The following is a 20,660-nucleotide window of genomic DNA, read 5'->3' as shown; positions in this document are numbered from 1 at the left end:
ATAGCTTAGTATAATTCATAGATTACATCGAATAAGTCTTTATCTTTTTCAATTTTCGCCTTATTACCAATAACTGCTAAAGTGTAATCTTGAAGTGCGTTTTCTAATCCATCTGCTAAATCATTTAGTTGCTCATTCGTTACTGCAATCATCTCTTCTTTTAACTGACTAATCATTCGATAATCTAAGCCAGTTAAATGCAAGGTGAAGGCTTCTACTCCTTTTTCGTGTGCTGATTTAGGACGTTCTAATGGTGAAAGACTGCCAATGATATTCTTAAGTAGCTCGCTTTCTGAAAGCTCTAATTGGCGCACATAAGCAGGAATCGCTAGATAACTTTCTACTGATTGGCGGATATTAGGATCACGATAGGACATCATATATAAAGAACCTAACCGATCATGACCATAACCAGAACCGTAGGCTCCACCTTGTACACGAATGGTATTCCAAAGATAGCCTAAATTCAATTCATTGCTCAGGACCTTAGAAGCACCTGAATACTGTAGGTGGTCACTAGCATCAGCCGCAAGACCAACATAGTTGACATCTTGAGCGGTGACAAAGGCTTCATTTTGTTTCTTGCCACTTGGATAAGTTTGCAAAGGTCCTAAATCTTTTGATGGAAGCTGATTAAACGCTTTAAGCACCTTATTTTTAACCAAACTTGCTCGCTCTTGATTACCGGTATATAAAATGTTTAGACGGTTAAAGTTAAGAATTTTTTGATAGCTAGTCTTTAATTGGTCTAATAATCGATCGCCTTTTCCTTCTTTGAGTAAGTCACGGCATTCTTTTAAATAATTAAAGAAATCAATGCCTGAAGTCATTTGTTCTAATTTAAGAGCTGGCTTATACTGGCTCAGTGCGCGTTTAAGGGCTAAAACATGAGCCCCAAAGTTTATACGGTTTTCAAAACCGGCAATTAATTCTTGGATGATGCGTAAGATTTCTTGCTGATCTTCAATCAAGGTCGAAGTCATAATTTCTTGCATTAAGTCGATCAAATGATCGGATGAAGCTTCCAGTGCTTTTCCATTTAAGGCAAAATAGGTTTGAATACTACCGTCTAATTTGGGAACGATATCTACTGAGGCTAAGATGCCACCGGTGTGGGTATCCATTTGCTGTTGTAATTGATCAGAAGAATAGTTTTTTGTAGCAAGGCCTGACATCAACTTGGCTAATAATGAAAGGCGTGAGTATTCTTCGACTTCAAGATCACGAATATCCCAATAAAGCGATAAGTAATCAATGCCTGAGGTGAATTGGTCTGCATGATAAAACTTACCTTGACTCTTTTCAAGCGGATTAATTGTCAAAGGTAATTCTTCTGTTTCTGTTGTTAAGTCTTCCTTAGTTAACATAGGGATTTTAGCTAAATCTTCTGGTTTATCGACCGATACTTGACGTTCAATTAAGGCTTGAGTGGAAGCTACCAAATCTTCTACCTCTTGTTGAGAGAGTTGAGACTTGTATGCTTGTAGTTCTTGATCTTGCTTGGCTTCTTTTTGATCACTTAGTCCTGGACTTGCCTCAAGCGTGATTGCCACACGGTGGTTATTGTTTAACAATTTTTCTTCAATTAATTTTTCAAAGTAGCCCTCTTTGGCAAGCTTTCGCAATTCTGTTAACCTCTCAGAGAAGGAAAGAATGTCAAAAGGTGAAAAGTCGTACAACCAGGTTTGGTAAGCCGATAAGGTATAAAAAAGGCCGCGAGGACGTGATTCTGAAATGACTCTTTCTTTCAAACGGAAGCTAATTTTATTAATGGAAGCTTGAATAATTGCTGGATCAATTCCTTCATCAACCAATTTAGCTAAGGTTTCTTTAACAACCTTTTTAAAGTCCTCCATCTTATTAGCAGACGAGTACTTAGCTAGAATCATAAAAACTTCAGTATAACCAGGTAAATCATGACCTCCACTGATGTCGCCACCTATTTCCGCATCAAGGAGTGCTTTCTTCAAGGGAGACTGGTTATTACCGAATAAAATTTCTTCCAAAATTTCAAAGGCCATGGCCTCTAGTAATCTGTCAGCAGTCGAAACATGCCAAGCTAAACATAGATAGTCTTTATCAGCTGGGTCATCTCCTTCAGTGATCGAATAGTGTTTATTAATTTCTTTTTGACTTGGCTCTTGGATATTAAATTTTAAATCTACAGCTGGTGTTTTGCCTTTTCCTGAAAAGTATTCTTCTAACCTCTCAAAAGCATGGTTAATATCTAGGTCACCATAAAGAACGGTTAATGAATTGCTTGGATGGTAATATTCTTGATGGTAGTCCACAAATTCTTTTTGGGTTAAATCTGTAATAGCTGATGGTAGACCACCTGATTCATATTGATAAATAGAGTCTGAATATAAGGATTGACTCATGGCATGATACATTTGATCATCCGGTGAAGCCATTGCCCCTTTCATTTCATTATAGACGACCCCTTTATAAATCAGCTCATCCTCAGCCTTTTCTAAATGATAATGCCAACCCTCTTGCGCTAAAATTTGAGGATTTTGACGGAAATTCGGTTCGAAAACGGCATCTAAATAAACGCTCATCAAGTTGCTAAAGTCTTGGTCATTCGTTGAAGCGACAGGATAAATGGTTTTATCGGCAAAAGTCATAGCGTTTACAAAGGTATTCATCGATCCTTTGATAATCTCTACGAAAGGTTCTTTAGACGGATATTTTTTAGACCCATTGAGAACTGAATGTTCGATAATATGCGTAATTCCATTGTCACTATATGGCGGTGTTTTAAAGCCAATGGTGAAAGATTTATTCTTATCTTCATTTTCGAGATATAGAACTTGAGCCCCCGTTTCTTCATGGACATATAAATGTCCCACCGAGTGAATATCTGGAATGTTTTGACTTTCTATTTTGTTAAATGTCATTATATGACCTCCTAATTATTTGTTTACTTTCTCATTATGGCATAATTGTAAGCCCTTTAAAAGAATTTAGAAGTATTTCGAAGCGATAATTTCTGCTATAATATTATAAAAGGAGTGATTGAATGAAAAATATTTTAACAACAACTTTAGTGGTTCTTGTTTTAAGTTACATAATCCCTGGGATTGTTGTCACTAGTTTATTGTCTGTCATTATTTTTTCTATTTTATTGGGATTAGTAAGTGGAACTCTAGGACGTTTATTAAAGTTTGCAGGCTGTGCCATTAATTTACTGACCTTTGGTTTCTTCAACCTTGCTATTAATGCTTTTATGATTCAATTAGTAGACAGTATGTTGGATGGTATTCAAGTTGAAAACTTCTGGTACGCAGCTTTACTGTCAATCGTTATTAGCCTCTTCTCTACTTTCAATCAGAACGAAGATATTAAACACAATAGAATCTAGTTCCATTTTAAAAACAAAAAGACAAGGTTTGCCATGGCAGACCTTGTCTTTTTTGAAGCATGTATCTTTTCGATTAGTTACCGCGATTAGCCATAATCACTTCGACTTCATCTGGGTTCAAGCCGACCATGGCTTCACCCAAATCTTCTGACACTTCGGCGATGACTTTAGGATCTTGATAATTTTCAACAGCTCGAACAATTGCTTTGGCTCTTTTTTCAGGGTTACCTGATTTGAAAATACCAGACCCAACAAAGACCCCTTGAGCACCTAATTGCATCATTAAAGCTGCATCGGCAGGAGTCGCTACCCCACCAGCAGAAAAGTTAACTACTGGTAATTCACCCGTTTCATGCACTTTTTTAAGTAAATCATAAGGTACCTTTAAGTCACGGGCTTCGACATATAGTTCATCTTCATCCATGGCTTGAATACGTTTAATGCCCGCTTGGATCGACCGCATATGGGTCACAGCTTGAACCACATCTCCTGTTCCCGCTTCTCCTTTGGTCCGAATCATGGAAGCTCCTTCTTGAATACGACGGAGAGCTTCGCCAATATTTCTAGCTCCACATACAAAAGGTATTTGGAAATTTGTCTTATTTATATGATGGTCATTATCAGCTGGTGATAAAACTTCAGATTCATCAATAAAATCAACGTCAATAGCTTGTAAGATTTGCGCTTCGACAAAATGACCAATACGCACTTTAGCCATAACCGGGATAGAAACAGCTTCTTGAATCGACTTGATTAAGGCTGGATCGGACATCCGGCTAACGCCACCTGCTTGGCGAATATCTGCTGGAATACGTTCTAGAGCCATAACAGCCACTGCACCCGCCGCTTCAGCAATTTTAGCTTGCTCTGGATTCATAACATCCATAATCACGCCACCGACAAAAGTTTTTGGATCAATAATTTCTTTAGACATAAAATCATTCCCTTCTATAGCTATATGATAAAAGATTTTGGTACTATATAAAGTACCAAAACAAAAGAATGTGAGGGTACCAGATTGTTATACTTACAATTATATAATGAAATCAAACAAAGAATCCTACAAGGTCAATTAAATCCCGGTGAAAAGCTAGCTAGTAAAAGACAAATGGCTAAAGACCGTGGGGTCAGCCTTAATACTATAACAGCTAGTTTGGATCAGTTAGCCGCAGAAGGCTATATTGAAGCTATTCAGCGAAAGGGATATTTCGTTCTCAGCCAAAAGTTAAGTTTAAAAGAACCCAATCAATGGCAGCTAAGTGAAATAGAAGCAGAAAGTCAGCCAGCTATTGATTGGCGTTACAAGGGAGTGGATCCTGAATTTCCAGTAGCCACTTGGAAAAAAATTACTATGGAGTGTCTCAATCAAGATGCAAGATATTTGACTGAAAAAGGCTCTAAACTCGGTGAACATCATTTACGTGAAACGATCGCTACCTACTTATGGAATGCCAAAGGAATTAAGGCTTCTCCTAGTCACATTATTATTGGCTCCTCAACTGAAAACTTACTTTTACTCTTAGTTAAATTGATTGGTAAGGCTAAAATCGGTGTTGAAGATCCTGGTTTTCATCGTTGGGGTGATTTTTTAAAAGCCAATCAAATTGAACAGATACCGATTGAATTAGATCAAGAAGGTGCAAATCCTAGTCCCACTGATAAAAAAGAAATGGACTTACTCTATGTTACCCCCTCTTACCAGTTTCCGACGGGCTCGATTATGACAATCGGACGCAAACAAGAATTATTAGAGTGGGCCAATCAAGACGATAAATGGATAATTGAAGATGAATACAATGGTGAATTTCGCTATCAAGGTAAGCCTATTCCCCCTTTAAAGGCGATCGACTCACATGACCATGTTATCTACTTACAGTCTTTTTCATCATTAATTAGTCCCGCTTTAAGAATATCTTTTATACTTTTACCAGACTCGCTCTTACAAAAATTTAAAGAATACCCTTATTATTTTTCTTGTCCCGTTCCACGATTGACCCAAAATGTCTTAGCACAATTCATGGCTGGTGGACATTTTACGCGTCATGTTAACCGCATGCGACGAAAATATGCTAAGAAAAGACAATTATTAGAAGAATGGGCTAAAAACTTCGATAATCTCAAAATTGTTGGTACAAACGCGGGGCTCCACCTATTATTGGAAATTCACGCTACTACTCTTAGTGAAAGTAAAATTGTTGAGATAGCAAAAAAAAGCAGCATGGCTCTATCCCCTTTAGCAGACTATGAATTAAATAAAAAAAGAAGACCCGCTAGTTTAGTAGTTGGATATGCTAGAGCTGATTTTAATGAATTAGAAGCCGGAATGAAGCTTTTGGAGGAAATATTAAATCTTAAAAAGAGAGAGCTTTCAGATCATAATGATTGACATTGGAAAGGATTGCTTTAAAATAGTTCTCATGGTAACTAATATGAAAGGAGACTTCCATGCTCTATCATTTAAAACATACAATCCACCAGGCCGAACAACTTAAAATGCGTTATGCAAATGATTATGATATACAACATTTAGACGGTCCACAAGGACACACTATTATGTACCTATACTGCCATCAAGACTCAGACGTTTTTCAAAAGGATATTGAAGACCACTTAAACATTTCTAAATCTGTGGCCAGCCATTTAATTCAACGGATGAAACGTAATGGTTTTATTGAAACTTTTCCCTATGCGGAAGATAAACGTCATAAAGTCATACAATTAACAAAATTAGGTCTTGAAAAATCGAGTAAAATTGAAGCGTTTATTATCATGATCAAACAAACCCTTCTGAATGGAATCTCACAAGAAGAAATTAATTGCTTGCATAAAATTTTTCTACGAATAGACCAAAATATTATGAGGGCCAATAAATTATTGGATCAAAAGGAGGATACTCATGCTTAAAATATTTAAAAGACTAACCGCTAAACAAGTAGCCACGATGATAACTGCTATTATCTTAATCATTGCTAGCGTTTGGATTGAATTGCAAGTACCTGGCTATATGTCAGAAATTACACAAAGACTGCAAAATCCGGGAGTAGCTGTTTCAGATCTCTATCATCCAGGATCTAAGATGGTTGGTCTATCGATTATTGGTCTCGTCTTATCGCTGATAGTTGTCTTCCTATCAGCACGAGTGGCAGCTAGTTTTGCCTCGGGATTGAGACGTGACGTTTTTGATTCTGTTATGGATTACTCAACAAAAGAATTGCAAGATTTCTCCATTCCTAGCTTATTAACGCGAACAACCAATGACATCGTTCAAATTCAAGTCTTCTTGGCTATGGGCCTACAAATTATTGTTAGAGGACCGATGATGGCTATTTTAGCTGTTGGTAAAATTTCTACAAAAAATGTGGAATGGATGTGGGTAACCTTTACTGCTGTTGGCTTAATGTTAACAACCATTATTATCCTCTTATCCATCGTTTTACCTAGACAAAAGTTAGTCCAAAGCTTAACCGACCGCTTGAACCGTATCATGCGAGAAACCCTATCCGGTATGCGCGTAATTCGTGCTTATAATGCGGAAGACTATCAAACCGAAAAATTCTCAGACGCTAACCAAGAACTAACCGGTTTAAACTTAGTCATTTACCGAACAATGAGTTTTATGAACCCTCTAATGATGCTTGTTTCTAACGGTTTGACTTTAGGAGTTTATTGGGTAGGCGCCTATTTGATTGCAGCTGCTGCCTTTCAAGAAAAAATCGTTCTTTTTTCAGATATGATTGTCTTTTCATCTTATGCCATGCAAGTAGTGATTGGTTTTATGATGATGACTATGATCTTCATTATAACGCCTCGTACCATGGTTTCTGCTAAAAGAGTCGGTGAAGTACTAGATACTAAATCGAGTCTCATCTATCCAGAAAAGGCCCCACAAGAAAAAGATAAAGGGTCGCTGGTATTCCAAGATGTTAGCTTTACTTATCCAGGTGCTTCTAAGCCTGTACTTAAGGATATATCCTTTGAAGCAAAAGCTGGTCAAACCCTCGCCTTTATCGGGTCAACTGGATCTGGTAAATCCACCTTGATCAACTTGATTCCACGTTTATTCGATACCACTGAAGGAGAAATTTTGATTAATGGCAATTCGATCAAAGACTATCCTCGTGAACGCCTAAACGAAATTATTGGCTATGTCCCCCAAAGGTCTGTCTTATTTTCAGGAAGCATTGAATCTAATATTGCTTTTGGCGATTCCAGCCAAAGCCCACTCAGTGAAGCAGAAATATGGGAGGCCATCGATATCGCCCAAGCAAAAGATTTCGTCACTGAAAAAGAAGAACAATTACAAAGTTATGTGGCTCAAGACGGTACCAACTTCTCAGGTGGGCAAAAGCAACGTTTAGCCATCGCCCGAGCTATCGGTCGAAAACCGCAAATTCTTATCTTTGATGATTCCTTCTCAGCCCTTGACTATCAAACCGATCGTAAATTGCGCCACATTCTAGCTGAAAAAACCAAAGAAATGACTAAAGTCATTGTCGGTCAAAGAATTTCAACCATCATGGATGCTGATTTGATTATGGTCATAGAAAAGGGACGAATTGTTGGTAAAGGAACCCACCAAGAATTATTAACATCCAACAAAATCTATCAAGAAATCGCTTATTCACAATTAAACAAGGAGGAACTTGACAATGGAAAATAAAGATAAAACTGTTACTTTAAGAACCTATAGCAAGGGCTTCCGTCTAATCTTTGCATTGGCTCTTCTTTTCTCAATAGCTGGTTCTTATATTTCAGTTATCGGACCGGATCGAATTCGCCAAATTACCGACTTAATTGCTCAAGGCATGATGAATGAAATGAATTTAGAAAAGATCAGTCAACAAGCCACTTATTTAGCTATGTTGTTTGCTTTGGGGGCTGTTGCCAACTACGGTGCTTCCTTTATCATGGCAACTATCTCACAACGTTTAACGCAAAATTTGCGTGAAGGGATTGGTCACAAGGTCAACCGCATGCCTCTTAATTATTTTGACCAACATTCGCAAGGCGATACCCTGTCACGAGTGACCAATGACTTAGACACTTTAGGACAAACACTCAACCAAAGTATGTCTACCCTTGTTTCTGCTACCACTATGTTAATCGGAACACTTATTATGATGTTTCGCACAGATGTTACTTTGACCTTTGTTTCTATCGCAACCGTTGTAGTTGGTTTTGGAATCACTATTTTTCTAATGATAAAATCCAGAAGCTTTTTTAAGCAACAACAAAACCACTTAGCCGACATTAACGGCCATATAGAAGAAATGTATACTGGCCATGCTATTGTACGTTCATATAATGCCATCGAATTCGCCAAGGAAACCTTTCGGACGATTAATGAAGATTTAGAAAGTAGCATTTGGAAAGCCCAATTTCTCTCAGGTATTGCCATGCCTTTAATGATTTTTATTGGTAACTTTGGTTATGTATTGGTGTGTATCTTCGGTGCAGCCTTAGTAATCGAAGGTCAGATAACGATTGGAGTCATTGTCGCCTTTATGATGTATATTCGGATGTTCTCTCGGCCGATTCAACAGTTGGCTCAATCCAGCCAAGCTTTAGCTCAGGCTCGCGCTGCTATGGCTCGTGTGTTTGATTTTCTTAATGAAGCAGAATTAGAAGATGAAAACCATAAGACGCGTCAATTAGAAGACGTTAAGGGTTTAATTGAATTCGACCATGTTCATTTTGGCTACGATCCTGAAGAAATGATTATTCACGACTTCTCTGCCTATGCCAAGCCAGGCAAAAAGATTGCCATTGTTGGGCCAACCGGTGCGGGGAAAACCACAATTGTGAACTTATTAATGCGCTTTTATGAAATTGATAGGGGTGAGATTCGTCTAGACGGTAAAAATATCCAAAAAATGAAACGTAGTGAAATTCATGATTACTTCTCTATGGTTTTACAAGATACTTGGCTATTTGAAGGAAGCATTCGTGAAAACTTACTCTTTAATAAAAAAGATGTGGGAGAAGCTGAAATGATTGCGGCTTGTCAAGCTGTCGGCATTGACCATTTTATTAATACCCTCCCCCATACTTATGACACTATCTTAGATGAAAAAGTTACCCTATCAGTTGGGCAAAAACAATTACTAACCATTGCCCGTGCGCTCATTAAGGACGCGCCATTATTAATTCTAGATGAGGCAACATCTTCAGTAGATACACGAACAGAAGTGCTTATCCAAGAAGCCATGGATAAATTAACTGAGGGTCGAACTTCCTTTATCATTGCCCACCGCTTATCAACTATTCGTAATGCTGATTTAATCTTAGTCCTAAAAGATGGTAATATCATAGAACAAGGTAACCATGACCAATTAATTCAAGCACAAGGATTCTACGCCGACCTCTATAATAGTCAGTTTGAAGCTGCCTAATCTAGGTTTACTCACACAAAAGCTCGCCCTAGCAGGCGAGCTTTTTAGCTATTGGCTCACTTGTCGTCTAAATTCAAAGTGATAGTATTGATAGTGACAATGATAGTTCAAGACAGCCCCTACAGCAGCTGATAAGCTGAAGTCGATAGAAAGCTAGATTCCAACTGCATGATGGTCAGGATGCTTTGAAGAAGGATCCAAAACCATCCTGCTCCACAATATTTTTATAATCTTTATTAAGAAATTCCCTCTTATTGTATCTTGTCTGTGTTTTAGCAAGACCCCAATCAAATTCGCTTTTTATTGATAGTTATTTTAAGTATTTAAAAAACTTCAATAATTGAAGGCATAAGTTACTTATCTTTTAAGTTTATCTACTCGTATGTCTCATCGGTATATCATACACAATTAAAATTGATCAGACCTGTTCGTCTGTAGCAGCTGGATTTACCAAGTTGAAGCGGTAATCGCCTTCCAACCCTTTGGCAATTTCATTATAAGCAGCTTTTAGTTCTTTCTTCATCTTCTGCCATGCTGGCAAAACTTCTGGATGGCCTGCCCCTAATAAATTAATTGAAGCTTTGAAATCTTCATCTGTAAGAGTAATAGTAAAATTTTTATCTCCTTCCTCAAAATCAGCCCTTAGAAAACCTTCATAATTATCTCTTAAAACGAGTAAGGCCGTCTGCTCCTTCAGCAAATTACTTAGATGTTGTTCGCTCTCTGCACTAGTGATTAGCGTGGTTTCCAACTTTTCTAGCGAAGAAAATGCCTGTGTTTTCTGATTAATAGTCCTATCTTGTATAGTTATCATGTTCGTAAATATAGACAAAGAGATGAAGAACAAATGCTTAAAAGGATAACTAGCCCTAAAAGCATTGCCAACAGCCGGCTTAATTTTTTGAAGTTTGAGTGTTTCTCATAGAAATAGCTCCTTTAATAAAACAATCAAAAAATTTGAAGCAGCGTAATTTTAGAAGAGAAGTGTAACATTTTTCTTCACGCTTTATTATCTGTTCAACAAAATCTTTCTATCGCACGTAAACTTGTGGAACATAAATTTTATATGCGAACAAGTCAGCTCCACCTGTAATTATACCGAATTACAATAAGCTTCAGCTAGCTCTTTATCATTAGGTTGAAGAAAGCCGGTTCGATAAGCATCTATCAAGTGAAGAGAGTTAATTATTTGATGATAGTCATTGCGTTTATCAATTATGCGTTTATATTCAGTATCAATTGGAAGTCCCTTATAATAAAAATCTGTTAGCTTATAATCATTGTTTTGTAACATATATGTATAGCCTAATTAATTAATAAAAAACCTAATCGTCAGTAAGTCTACTAACCATTAGGCTTATTAGAAAAAAGAGGCTCTATAATAAATAGGATGGAAGGAAGTGTTTTTTCTTCCATCCACCCTATTTGACATAGAGCCAAAAAAGATAAGTATCCTTAAATTAAAAACATACTTTCAGTAGTAGTCAAAAGACTATTCGCTTATATGTAAGAAATCCCATGCGAATTGCGCATGTAGGGCTGCACCAAACTTCAAATAGTCTTCATCAATATTGAATTTTTCATGGTGAGGGAAATAAATTGTATCTTTCTCTTCATTGCTATAACCCATCATTGCATAAGCTCCAGGTGCTTCTTGGAAGTAATATGGCATGTCTTCTGATCCCATCATGATTGGGCCGTGAACGTTCTTTCCAGGTCCAAAAACTTTTTCAGCTGCTTTAGCAGCAATTTCAGTGATTCTTTCATCATTATACAAACTAATTGTACTTTCTTCAATTTCAACATTGATTGAAATATCATAGATTTTTTCTAAGCCAGCAGCCAAATCTTTAATCTTATTATGAATAATTTTTCTTGTCTCTTCATGTAAATAACGCATAGAGATATCTAGTTTAGTATATTTAGAAATAACGTTTGCTTTAGTTCCTCCGTTAAATTTACCTACCGTTAGCACAATCGGAGACTGTGAATTCACAAATTTAGTGATCATTGCATTGAGTTGAGTCACAAACTCTGCAGCAGGTAAAATCGTATCTTTTGCTTTATGAGGCATGGATCCATGTCCAGAAACCCCTTCAAAGCTCACGTAGATTGTATCGCACCCTGCCATCCGATAACCAGATGTTATGTCATATGTTCCTACTTCGATAGGCATACCATGCATTCCAAAGACCGCATCGACACCCTCCATTCCTCCATCAGCTACAACCCTTCTTGCTCCTGTAAAGGTTTCTTCCGCTTCTTGAAATAATAAGCGAACTTCTCCTGGTAATTCTTCTTTAATATCTGTCAACATTTTTGCAGCACCTAATAGCATCGACATATGACCGTCATGCCCACAAGCGTGCATTTTTCCATCTTCTTTAGAAGAGTATTCAGCTCCCGATTGTTCTAGAATAGGCAAGGCATCAATATCCGAACGCAATGCAACCGTCTTACCGGGCTTCCCACCTTTAATATGGGCAACCAAAGAAGTTATACCAACCTTTTCATAAGGTATCCCTAACTCCTCCAAACGCTTCATAAGATACTTTTGAGTCTCAAACTCATGTTCACTTAATTCTGGATACTGATGTAAGTATCTTCTCGTTTCGATTATTTGAGTTTCTAATTCTTTGGCTTTCTCAATAAAGTTCATTATTTATCCTCCTTAAAATCTAACTAATTATTAAAATGTCAATTAAAATCTTTTATTCCTTATTGTTTGACTCTACATCATTTTTGGCCCTATACAAGGAATAAGCAATTCCTAATAAAGCGACTATACCTACATCAGCTGATGAAATTAATTTATATATACTTTCTGGTAAAAAATTTGGTGAGAATTTAATGAAAATCATAGTTGCTACAGCAATTAAGACTAAAACCATTAAATTATTTTTCTTAACCTTGGAACCTAACGTTATCATCATTGCTCCTAATACTCCTGGTAAGGCAAAATCAAAAGAAGCTAAGATGGTAGGTGGTAAGCTATTGATAATCGTTTGACCAGCTACCATGACAATGCCCAAGATGAAAAGATTTGTAAGTGTTGAAGAAATAATAGCAAATATCCCAGCTACTTCAGCCTGTTCAGATCCTGGTTTTAAATCAAGAGCGTCTTGTGTAGCTGCGATGACTGGCATACGCATATTCCCAATATTACCAGATAAAAATGACATATAAGTACCCGCTGGACCAAGAGTGGGGAAATAGGATATCGGCTCTACGAACCAAATAACTCCCACGAACCCAACAATCGAAATTAATCCAGAAATGATATCTGCAATGTCAGGATAATGACCTAATACAAAGGTTAAGTAGGAGGGAATCATTAAAGTTGAAATTAATGCAATTGCGATTGTTACCCTTCCCCAAAAATGTATGGACTTTTGAAAATTACTTGATAAATTTTTATTATTTTCCATTTTTCTCTCCTTAACTTAATATGCTTCCAACAATCATTGCAGCAATAACTGAAAAACCCATAGACCATTCCTTCAACCACTTTTTAGAACGATCTTTTTCAACGATTTTATTAATAGCAACAGTGGCTAAACCTCCGGCAATTAATGCCGCCATAGGAGCAATCGAAGAGTTTTCTTGTAAAATTCCCTTATTGATGACTTCTTTATAACCTAGGGTGAAAAAGATAATAAAAGGTGCAAAGACAGACATGTAAGCGATGGTTAAAGGGTTGGCTTTTTTCATTTTTTCTTGGATACCATCTATTCTTTTAGTAGCAAAGAAGACCACAACCAGCCATCCTGCTCCTCCTAAAGTCATAACCCAAGCAGCAGCAGATAACATCTTAGGCATAAACTCTGCTGTACCAGCAGTTCCCCCACTACCTATCTGAGCTGAAATAATTTCAAAAGCAGCCGATCCGATAATTCCTATTCTTGCGAAGGTAATTGGTCCTCCAATCCGAGAAATTAAGGCGATGGCTACCGCAAAAACAGCAAAAGCTGGACCAATCGTTCCTATAATTCCAATTTTAAATGATTTCTTTACCTCTTCATTACTTAATAAATTAGTGTTTTTAACGTGATTCTTTGCAAGACGATAAAAAATAAAGGATTGAATGATTACAGTTGATACAATAATAATCGCTAAAATCCACATCACCAAACTATTGGCAATTTGCATTGTTTCATTCATGTGTATTCTCCGTTTCTAATAAAATTTTAACTTTAAAGCGCTTTATAAAGTAAATAAAGTATAACATTTACACTTTTATAAAACAACAATAAATTACATGAAACGAAGTCCGGATAGTTGTGCAGAATCAACAAAACTCTGATTGATAGCGTTTGTTTTTGATAGTTTGCTAAGGTGTTTTGAATCAAAATTGCTATTTTTTATTTCAACGCTCATAAAATATTTATTTGCCATCAGCATTGCTCAAAAAGCAGTGAGATGCCTACGTCAGCTGTACTTCTCCCATTTGAAGAAAGCTATTGGCCTTATTTGATGACAATCACTATTTTACCCTTAGCATGGTGGCTTTCACTGATTTTATGAGCCTCACTTAAGCCATGAGCCGTCAATGGGAATTCATGCCCGATATAAGGTTTAACTTGGCCCTTTTCAATTAACTCAGCTAGTTTGGCTAAGTGGTTTCCATTCGATTTGGCCGCAAGAGCTTCAACCGTAATGTTTCTTGCTTTAGCTTTTTCCTGGTCGGCTTGACCCACGGTAGAAACAATTCGTCCGCCGTCCTTTACGAGAGCCAAACTTTTAGCTAGTGTTTCGCCACCCAAGGTATCTAAGACTAAGTCTAAGTCTTTAGCCACCTCAGCAAAATCAGTGGTTTTATAATTAATGAAGCGATCAACGCCCAGCTTTTTAAGCATGTCTTCATTCTTACCACTGGCTGTTGAATAAACATATGCACCAAAACTTTTAGCGATTTGAATAGCAAAGCTGCCTACACCACCCGAACCGGCATGAATCAGCACGTGGTCACCTTCTTTAACTCGACCAAACTCCACCATGGCTTGCCAAGCAGTTAGACCCACCATTGGAACAGCGGCCGCTTCTTTAAATGTTATATTTTTCGGCTTATGGGCAACTAAACTCTCCTTAACCGCCACATACTCAGTGTAGGTTCCACTTTTTAAAGAGGAATTGGCAAAGACTTCATCCCCCACTTTGAATTGAGTAACATCTTTACCTATCTCCACCACTACTCCGGCAGCATCCAGTCCCAAAATAATGGGAAAGTCAAAAGAAATTACTTCAGCCATCTCACCTCTTCGCACCTTGGTATCAAAGCGGTTGATGGATGTGGCATGCAATTCAATCAAAACTTGATTGTCTTTAAGCTGCGGTTGAGGTAGATTGGCTTCTACAAATTGATCGGTATCGCCGTATTGATTGATAACAATGGCTTTCATATCAAACACTCCTTCTATTTTCTAGTACTGGAAAGATTCCATCTCTCTTTAGTAATAGTTTAGCACAGGACTGTTTGAACCCCCTAAAGGGATGCTTACAGACCATAAAAATTGAGCATCTAGCGTTTAATCCAGTCCAGAATTTTGTGTAAAATAATGAAAACAATCTTAGAATTATATAAAACTTAATGTAAGATAAATAAATAGGGCTGAAGATAAAGTTGTCTTATCCTCAGCCCTATTTATTTAACTTTTAAACCACCAGACTTTTATTGTTTAAACCGTCGCATCAATCGTTCCAATTAACGACTGCATTGATTTGAAGAATTAGGGTCTATTATATGCCTCAAAGGTCTGCACATTAATGATTTTATCATTTTCAGTAATCAATGTTGTGTGTTCATTTCTTATAATTTCAATGGCTTCTTCTTTCGAAATTTCTTGATTATGTATGGGAGTACCCATCCCTTCCCAATGGGTGAAACGAATAGGTTTAGTGGCTTGTTTGATTTGATTAATCACTTCTTCTTCTGAAACATTGGTCCCTAAATCTGTTGACGTATAATGAATCATTTGAACAACCTCCTTTTTAAGATAGTATATCACAGAGTGCAAACAAAACGTATAGTTAATGGTTTAAATTTTAATTATTTTGTGCCCTAACTGATCCTTGATATTGAATGACACTCTTTATTATTGACCGAACACTAACAATGGAGTTGGTTAACCTATTACTTATGATTTGAGTTGAAATCTTTATATTAGACAATACCTGCGTCCTATTAAGAAGACTCAAATTCTTGAGCCCCCCAACGGTCAAACATAGATTAAAAATCTGTTTTAAGATTATTTAACATTCAATTGCCCTAATAAGACGACCTTTATTTTTTTAATAAGGTCTCCTTTTAGAATTAATGAAACAAATATGCAATAAAAGGAAGAAAAGCGAGTAAATTAATTATTATTAAAATAATACTGATACGCTTATTAATTGTTCTCTTGTAAGGATCTTTTTCTTTATACCATTGATAAATCGCAACCATCATTAAAACTAAAAGAAATATTAAGAAAACAACAAACAATTTTGTAGAAAGCATCCCATTCCCCCAGAAAATATTTTCAACTGAATTATTCGCATGCAATACACAATCATACTAAATTTCTAACGCTAATTAACTATATAAAATTGTAAGAACGCTTTCAACTTTTTTAAAATAACCTTAAAGGAACATCCTTTTTGACAGTCTTTTTTCTATTAAAGCATTTCATTTTATAAGCAAACCAGCTTTTTTGAGCAAACTGGCTTATTTTTTTTGAGCGAACTCAATCAGGTTGATCGTCCTCTCCACAGCTTTAGTTAACAGTTGTTGACTCAATTCCATTGCTCGCTCCAATTCCATGGGGCGATCAACAATAGGTATTAAGGCGAATAAGTTTTCTTCAGGAAGGGCAACTTGTTGACTATCAATCTGTCCAGCAAATAACAAGACGGGTACCTGATACTTTTTAGCCAAGCGACTGATACCAATAGGTACTTTGCCACTGAGGGACTGATCATCGAATCTACCTTCACCAGTTATAATCAGATCGGCTTCTTTAATCAATGCGTCAAGGTTCCCTTTTTCAGCTAATAAGAAAAGCCCATTTCTATATTTGGCTCCAAAAAAGGTCGATAAGGCAAAACCGATCCCTCCTGCTGCTCCGGCCCCTTCTAAATGTCGATAGTCTTTTTTTGTGGCCTCTAACAATAGGTCGGCGTAATTTTTCATCGAAGCATCATAAGTAGGAAGGTCTTTAGTAGCTAAGCCTTTTTGTGGCCCAAAGACATAGCTTGCTCCTTTAGGACCTATTAAGGGATTATTTACATCAGAGGCAAGTATTAAATCAACCTGCTTCATCCGTCGATCGATACCTGACGGATCCATACTTGCTACTCGATTCAACTCTACAGGTAAAATGGGCAACTCTTGCTGGTGGCTATCAAAAAATTTTAAGCCTAGCGCTTGAAGTAAGCCCATTCCTCCGTCAACGGTCGCACTACCACCTAAACCAAGAATAATCCTTTCAGCACCAAAATCAAGAGCTTGTATCAGTTGTTGTCCTACCCCATAGCTAGTATGGCGCCTAGGGTCTAAGTTTTTAGGGTCGGCATGAATAATACCTGCTCCTTGTGCTACTTCTATAATGGCTAATTTTTCCTGCTCAATCCATCCCCATTTTCCATTAAATGCCTTACCATCAACACCCTTGATGGTTTGTGTAATATATTCCCCTTTTAATACCGATACAAAGGCATCCACTGTTCCCTCACCGCCGTCTGCGATTGGAAAGCAGGTGACTGAATGATTAGGTAAAGCATCTTTAACGCATAAATTGGCTTGTTCACTAGTCATTGATCCTTTAAAGGAATCGATTGCTGCTAATATCTTCATTAAACACCTTCTCCTTATTTAGAAAAACGACGTAAGCATAACTCTTACGTCGTATCCCTCTTTATTTTAAAGTCGGCCAATATTCTTTGTTGGCTTCAATCAAAGCATCCAAGACTTGACGCGCCTTTTTGGCATCGACAACCGTACGATTTAAAGTAAGTGCTTGTAAGGCCTTATCATAAGATTCTTCAAGGTAGGCTTCGACCGTTAATTGTTCAAAGGCGTGTTGCCCTTCGATCATGCCTTTATAGAATGTTCCTACTTTTCCTACCGCGTAAGGTCGTGGACCATTGACTCCTAGTGAAGCAGCGACCTCAATCATGCAATCATTCGGTAAGTTCGCAACAATTCCTTCGTTACGGACTATAACTACAAAAGTCTTCCTTAAATTGTTGGCAATCGAAGCAGCGACTTCAACAATCATGTCTCCGTGCGCATCATTATGCACGATATCTGAATCTTTTGCTGTGCCATTCTTAATAATACGACGACATTCAGTAAAGACTTTTTTCTCGCGCCCATTTCGCACCTCATCACTACGAGTCCAATTTGGATCTAGTTTAGCTAATTTAGCATCTGGATAGAGGTAATATTGTAAATAGGTGTTGGGTAGATAATCTGGGAAGTCTCGCAACATATCTTCCACCATTGCATAGGTATCCAACCATGATTGGTCACGCTGTTCAGCATCCACTGGTCGAAAGCCCCCATTAAGAATCATTTCTTTTAGTTCTGGTGCGCGATCCTTACCAAATTCATCGTAAAGATGGGTAAACCAACCAAAGTGATTAAGACCAAAATAAACCGGTTCAAATTTATCTGCATCGTAGTCTAAGAGCTTACCGAAAGAACGTAAGAGGTTGACGGGTTGATCACAAATATTTAGAATTTTATCCTCTTCTGGGAAGATTTTATCTAGTGCTAGAGCTACAATTGCCGCTGGGTTTGTATAGTTAAGGATCCATGCATTCGGACTGTAATGGCGCACATCATTTACCATTTCTTCCATATCTCTAATTGATCGCATACCATAGGCAAATCCACCCGGCCCACACGTTTCTTGACCAATGACACCGAGTTGAAGTGGAATTTTTTCATCGCGATCACGCATATCGTAGCCACCTGTCCGCATTTGACAGAAGACAAAATCCACATTTGAATACGCTTCTTTTTTATCTGTCGTATAGCTAAAGTCTACCTCTGGTGCTTCTTCTCTAAAGAGTATTTTGCCAAATTCCCCAATCACTGCTTGCCGTTTCTCATCAATATCATAAAGCACCAATTTGTTAATCGGAAACTTATCCAGATGTTTAGTCATTGCTTTTAAAATACCCGGTGTCCAAGTAGATCCGCCACCGACAACCACTATATTATTTTTTTTCATTTTCTGCGGTCTCCTTTTGTATTTTTTGATCTTTACGATTATAAATGTAATCGTCAACGATGTTACGCATTTGTGTAATTCTTCCGCCGTAAACCACATGGATGGTATGGTCATCTGGTTTGATAATACCATTGGGTTGGGTCCGGTTAAGTAAACTTTCATCAATTAACGAACTGTCTTTGACTTCCACACGTAAACGACTGATGCAATTATCAACATCAGTAATATTATCAACGCCTCCTAAGCCATTGACAATATTTTGCGCGGTTAAACGATTCGCTTCCGTAATATCTACCTCCGCATTACCGTCAACTTCTTCTTCAACAAAATCACTGGCTTGACGACCTAAGGTCATGATATTAAGTCGGGTGATAATATATTTGAAAGTGAAATAATAAACGGCGAAGAAGATGGGTCCGGCAATGAGATAAATATACCATTTCGTTTCAGCACCTTGCAGTACCCCAAAGACGAACCAATCGATGATTCCCCCTTGAACATTTCCGATAGCCACATCTAATAAGGCTGGAATTAAGAAGGCAATTCCTGCAAATATTGAATTCACTACCCACAAGATTGGTGAAATAAAGATAAATGAGAATTCAATCGGTTCGGTAATCCCAGTTAAAATCACCGCAGTGACACCTGGAATAAAGAATTTCAATAAACGGTCTCTTTTTTCTGGTAGAGCCATATGATACATCGCTAAAACAGCTGCCGGCATACCGAATACCATCTGCAAGATCTTACCTTGAGCGAGGAAGGCTGTTGCATCCGTTGAAAAAGGAAGACCGTTGTCTAATTGATAGAGATAAATTTGAAGGGCTCCGACCAGTGATTCACCATTGATATTTTCAATCCCACCCAAGGCGGTGAAACGGAAAGTCTGGTTGAGTACATGGTGCAACCCCGTTGGAATCATCAGTTTTTCGATCATTCCATATAAAAAGATTCCCAAAGAGCCCGTTTCGCTGATAAGTCCACCTAAAGCAATAATAAGTTGATTTACCAAAGGCCATACGATGGTTAACAAGGCACCGACTATCGCCATCACGATGGCTACGACAATTGGTACAAAACGTTTCCCACTATAGAAAGTAAGGGATTGATGTAATTCAGTGTTACGGTATTTATTATGTAAGAAGACACCCATCAAACCGGCAATAATACCACCGATAACATTGGTATTATATACAAAGAGGCCTAGCGTACGAGTAAATAAGGAATTCTGTAAAGTGGCATCGACTTGAGACAAGCCCTCTGTTTCCATTAAATAATTAATTGACGTTGTGTCCGGAGTTAAGCCTTGAAGTTGTAATACATACGTCATCCCAATCAGCATGGCAATATATCCTACTGCCCCTGAATAAACGGCTACTTCCTTATCTCTTCTAACCATTCCTAATGGAATCGACATAGCAAATAAAATAGGTAAGTACCCAAATGGTAACGCGGATAACTTACGAATCATGCCAAAAATGTTTTGTAAAATCTCGTTCCCTAAAAAAGGCACATAGCGGATTATATTTTCGTTTTGTAAAGCAGCTGATAGCCCCAGAAAGATTGCCATGAATGAAAGCAAACTAATTGGGAATAACAGAGATTTGCCAAAACTTTGAAAATTCTTTCTAAAATTTTTCAATTGACAACATCCTCTCTTTTATAGTTTCTAGTGTTACCGGTCGTGTC

At 37.5% G+C, this 20,660-nt stretch carries 17 protein-coding genes; 5 read left to right on the top strand and 12 right to left on the bottom strand.

Annotation, left to right across the window (positions count from 1 at the left end; genetic code table 11):
* Nucleotides 1-5: 5 nt before the first annotated feature.
* On the bottom strand, nt 6-2,900 hold the full coding sequence (locus ACQV2R_RS03535) for an insulinase family protein (RefSeq protein ID WP_428891837.1): 2,895 nt from the start codon (nt 2,898-2,900) through the stop codon (nt 6-8).
* Between the two features lie 122 nt (nt 2,901-3,022).
* Here ACQV2R_RS03535 and ACQV2R_RS03530 point away from each other — a divergent pair, with 122 nt between their 5' ends.
* Nucleotides 3,023-3,364, top strand: a complete 342-nt coding sequence (locus ACQV2R_RS03530; RefSeq protein ID WP_428874141.1) for a phage holin family protein — start codon at nt 3,023-3,025, stop codon at nt 3,362-3,364.
* Nucleotides 3,365-3,437: 73 nt separating this feature from the next.
* Here ACQV2R_RS03530 and pdxS read toward each other — a convergent pair whose 3' ends face one another.
* The gene (pdxS, locus tag ACQV2R_RS03525; protein ID WP_428874142.1) at nt 3,438-4,298 is read right to left on the bottom strand and encodes a pyridoxal 5'-phosphate synthase lyase subunit PdxS; all 861 of its coding nucleotides are present in this window, start codon (nt 4,296-4,298) and stop codon (nt 3,438-3,440) included.
* Between the two features lie 84 nt (nt 4,299-4,382).
* Here pdxS and ACQV2R_RS03520 point away from each other — a divergent pair, with 84 nt between their 5' ends.
* From ACQV2R_RS03520 to ACQV2R_RS03505, 4 genes are read left to right on the top strand one after another with little or no spacing between them, the layout of a single operon-like run.
* Complete coding sequence (locus tag ACQV2R_RS03520; RefSeq protein WP_428875373.1) at nt 4,383-5,750, top strand: PLP-dependent aminotransferase family protein; 1,368 nt, start codon at nt 4,383-4,385, stop codon at nt 5,748-5,750.
* Nucleotides 5,751-5,809: 59 nt separating this feature from the next.
* Entirely contained in the window at nt 5,810-6,268 is a 459-nt protein-coding gene (locus tag ACQV2R_RS03515; protein WP_428891836.1) for a MarR family winged helix-turn-helix transcriptional regulator, read from the top strand.
* Nucleotides 6,261-8,024, top strand: coding sequence for an ABC transporter ATP-binding protein (locus ACQV2R_RS03510; protein ID WP_428891835.1), 1,764 nt, complete (start codon nt 6,261-6,263; stop codon nt 8,022-8,024). The genes ACQV2R_RS03515 and ACQV2R_RS03510 overlap by 8 nt, the downstream gene beginning before the upstream one ends.
* The gene (locus ACQV2R_RS03505) at nt 8,014-9,756 is read left to right on the top strand and encodes an ABC transporter ATP-binding protein (RefSeq protein WP_428874146.1); all 1,743 of its coding nucleotides are present in this window, start codon (nt 8,014-8,016) and stop codon (nt 9,754-9,756) included. The genes ACQV2R_RS03510 and ACQV2R_RS03505 overlap by 11 nt, the downstream gene beginning before the upstream one ends.
* A 418-nt stretch (nt 9,757-10,174) precedes the next feature.
* Here the strand turns inward: ACQV2R_RS03505 and ACQV2R_RS03500 are convergent, their stop codons facing one another.
* The 10 genes from ACQV2R_RS03500 to ACQV2R_RS03455 all read right to left on the bottom strand — a co-directional run bounded on the left by ACQV2R_RS03500 (nt 10,175) and on the right by ACQV2R_RS03455 (nt 20,613).
* Nucleotides 10,175-10,507, bottom strand: a complete 333-nt coding sequence (locus ACQV2R_RS03500) for a hypothetical protein (RefSeq protein WP_428891834.1) — start codon at nt 10,505-10,507, stop codon at nt 10,175-10,177.
* Between the two features lie 342 nt (nt 10,508-10,849).
* On the bottom strand, nt 10,850-11,050 hold the full coding sequence (locus ACQV2R_RS03495; protein ID WP_428891833.1) for a hypothetical protein: 201 nt from the start codon (nt 11,048-11,050) through the stop codon (nt 10,850-10,852).
* 198 nt (nt 11,051-11,248) lie between these two features.
* Entirely contained in the window at nt 11,249-12,415 is a 1,167-nt protein-coding gene (locus ACQV2R_RS03490) for an amidohydrolase (RefSeq protein ID WP_428874150.1), read from the bottom strand.
* 52 nt (nt 12,416-12,467) lie between these two features.
* The gene (locus ACQV2R_RS03485) at nt 12,468-13,184 is read right to left on the bottom strand and encodes a hypothetical protein (protein WP_428874151.1); all 717 of its coding nucleotides are present in this window, start codon (nt 13,182-13,184) and stop codon (nt 12,468-12,470) included.
* Nucleotides 13,185-13,194: 10 nt separating this feature from the next.
* Nucleotides 13,195-13,917: a DUF5058 family protein gene (locus ACQV2R_RS03480; RefSeq protein WP_428874153.1), complete on the bottom strand. Its 723-nt coding sequence runs from the start codon at nt 13,915-13,917 to the stop codon at nt 13,195-13,197.
* Nucleotides 13,918-14,222: 305 nt separating this feature from the next.
* Nucleotides 14,223-15,155 carry an NADP-dependent oxidoreductase gene (locus ACQV2R_RS03475; protein ID WP_428891832.1) on the bottom strand — a complete coding sequence of 311 codons (933 nt, stop codon included), beginning with the start codon at nt 15,153-15,155 and terminating at the stop codon, nt 14,223-14,225.
* 327 nt (nt 15,156-15,482) lie between these two features.
* Nucleotides 15,483-15,728, bottom strand: a complete 246-nt coding sequence (locus tag ACQV2R_RS03470; protein ID WP_428881916.1) for a hypothetical protein — start codon at nt 15,726-15,728, stop codon at nt 15,483-15,485.
* Nucleotides 15,729-16,459: 731 nt separating this feature from the next.
* Nucleotides 16,460-17,587: a glycerate kinase family protein gene (locus ACQV2R_RS03465; RefSeq protein WP_428891831.1), complete on the bottom strand. Its 1,128-nt coding sequence runs from the start codon at nt 17,585-17,587 to the stop codon at nt 16,460-16,462.
* A 61-nt stretch (nt 17,588-17,648) separates the two neighbouring features.
* A complete protein-coding gene (locus ACQV2R_RS03460) occupies nt 17,649-18,971 on the bottom strand; it encodes a 6-phospho-alpha-glucosidase (protein ID WP_428891830.1) in 1,323 nt (440 codons plus the stop codon).
* Nucleotides 18,958-20,613 (bottom strand): PTS transporter subunit EIIC, encoded by a 1,656-nt coding sequence (locus ACQV2R_RS03455; protein ID WP_428891829.1) that lies wholly within the window; start codon nt 20,611-20,613, stop codon nt 18,958-18,960. The genes ACQV2R_RS03460 and ACQV2R_RS03455 overlap by 14 nt, the downstream gene beginning before the upstream one ends.
* Between the last annotated feature and the right edge of the window lie 47 nt (nt 20,614-20,660).

It is taken from the genome of Facklamia sp. P12937 (assembly GCF_050409505.1).
In the GTDB taxonomy this organism is placed as follows: Bacteria; Bacillota; Bacilli; order Lactobacillales; family Aerococcaceae; genus Facklamia.
The sequence above is the reverse complement of the archived record's forward strand: the minus strand, read 5'-3'. Positions and strand labels throughout refer to the sequence as shown.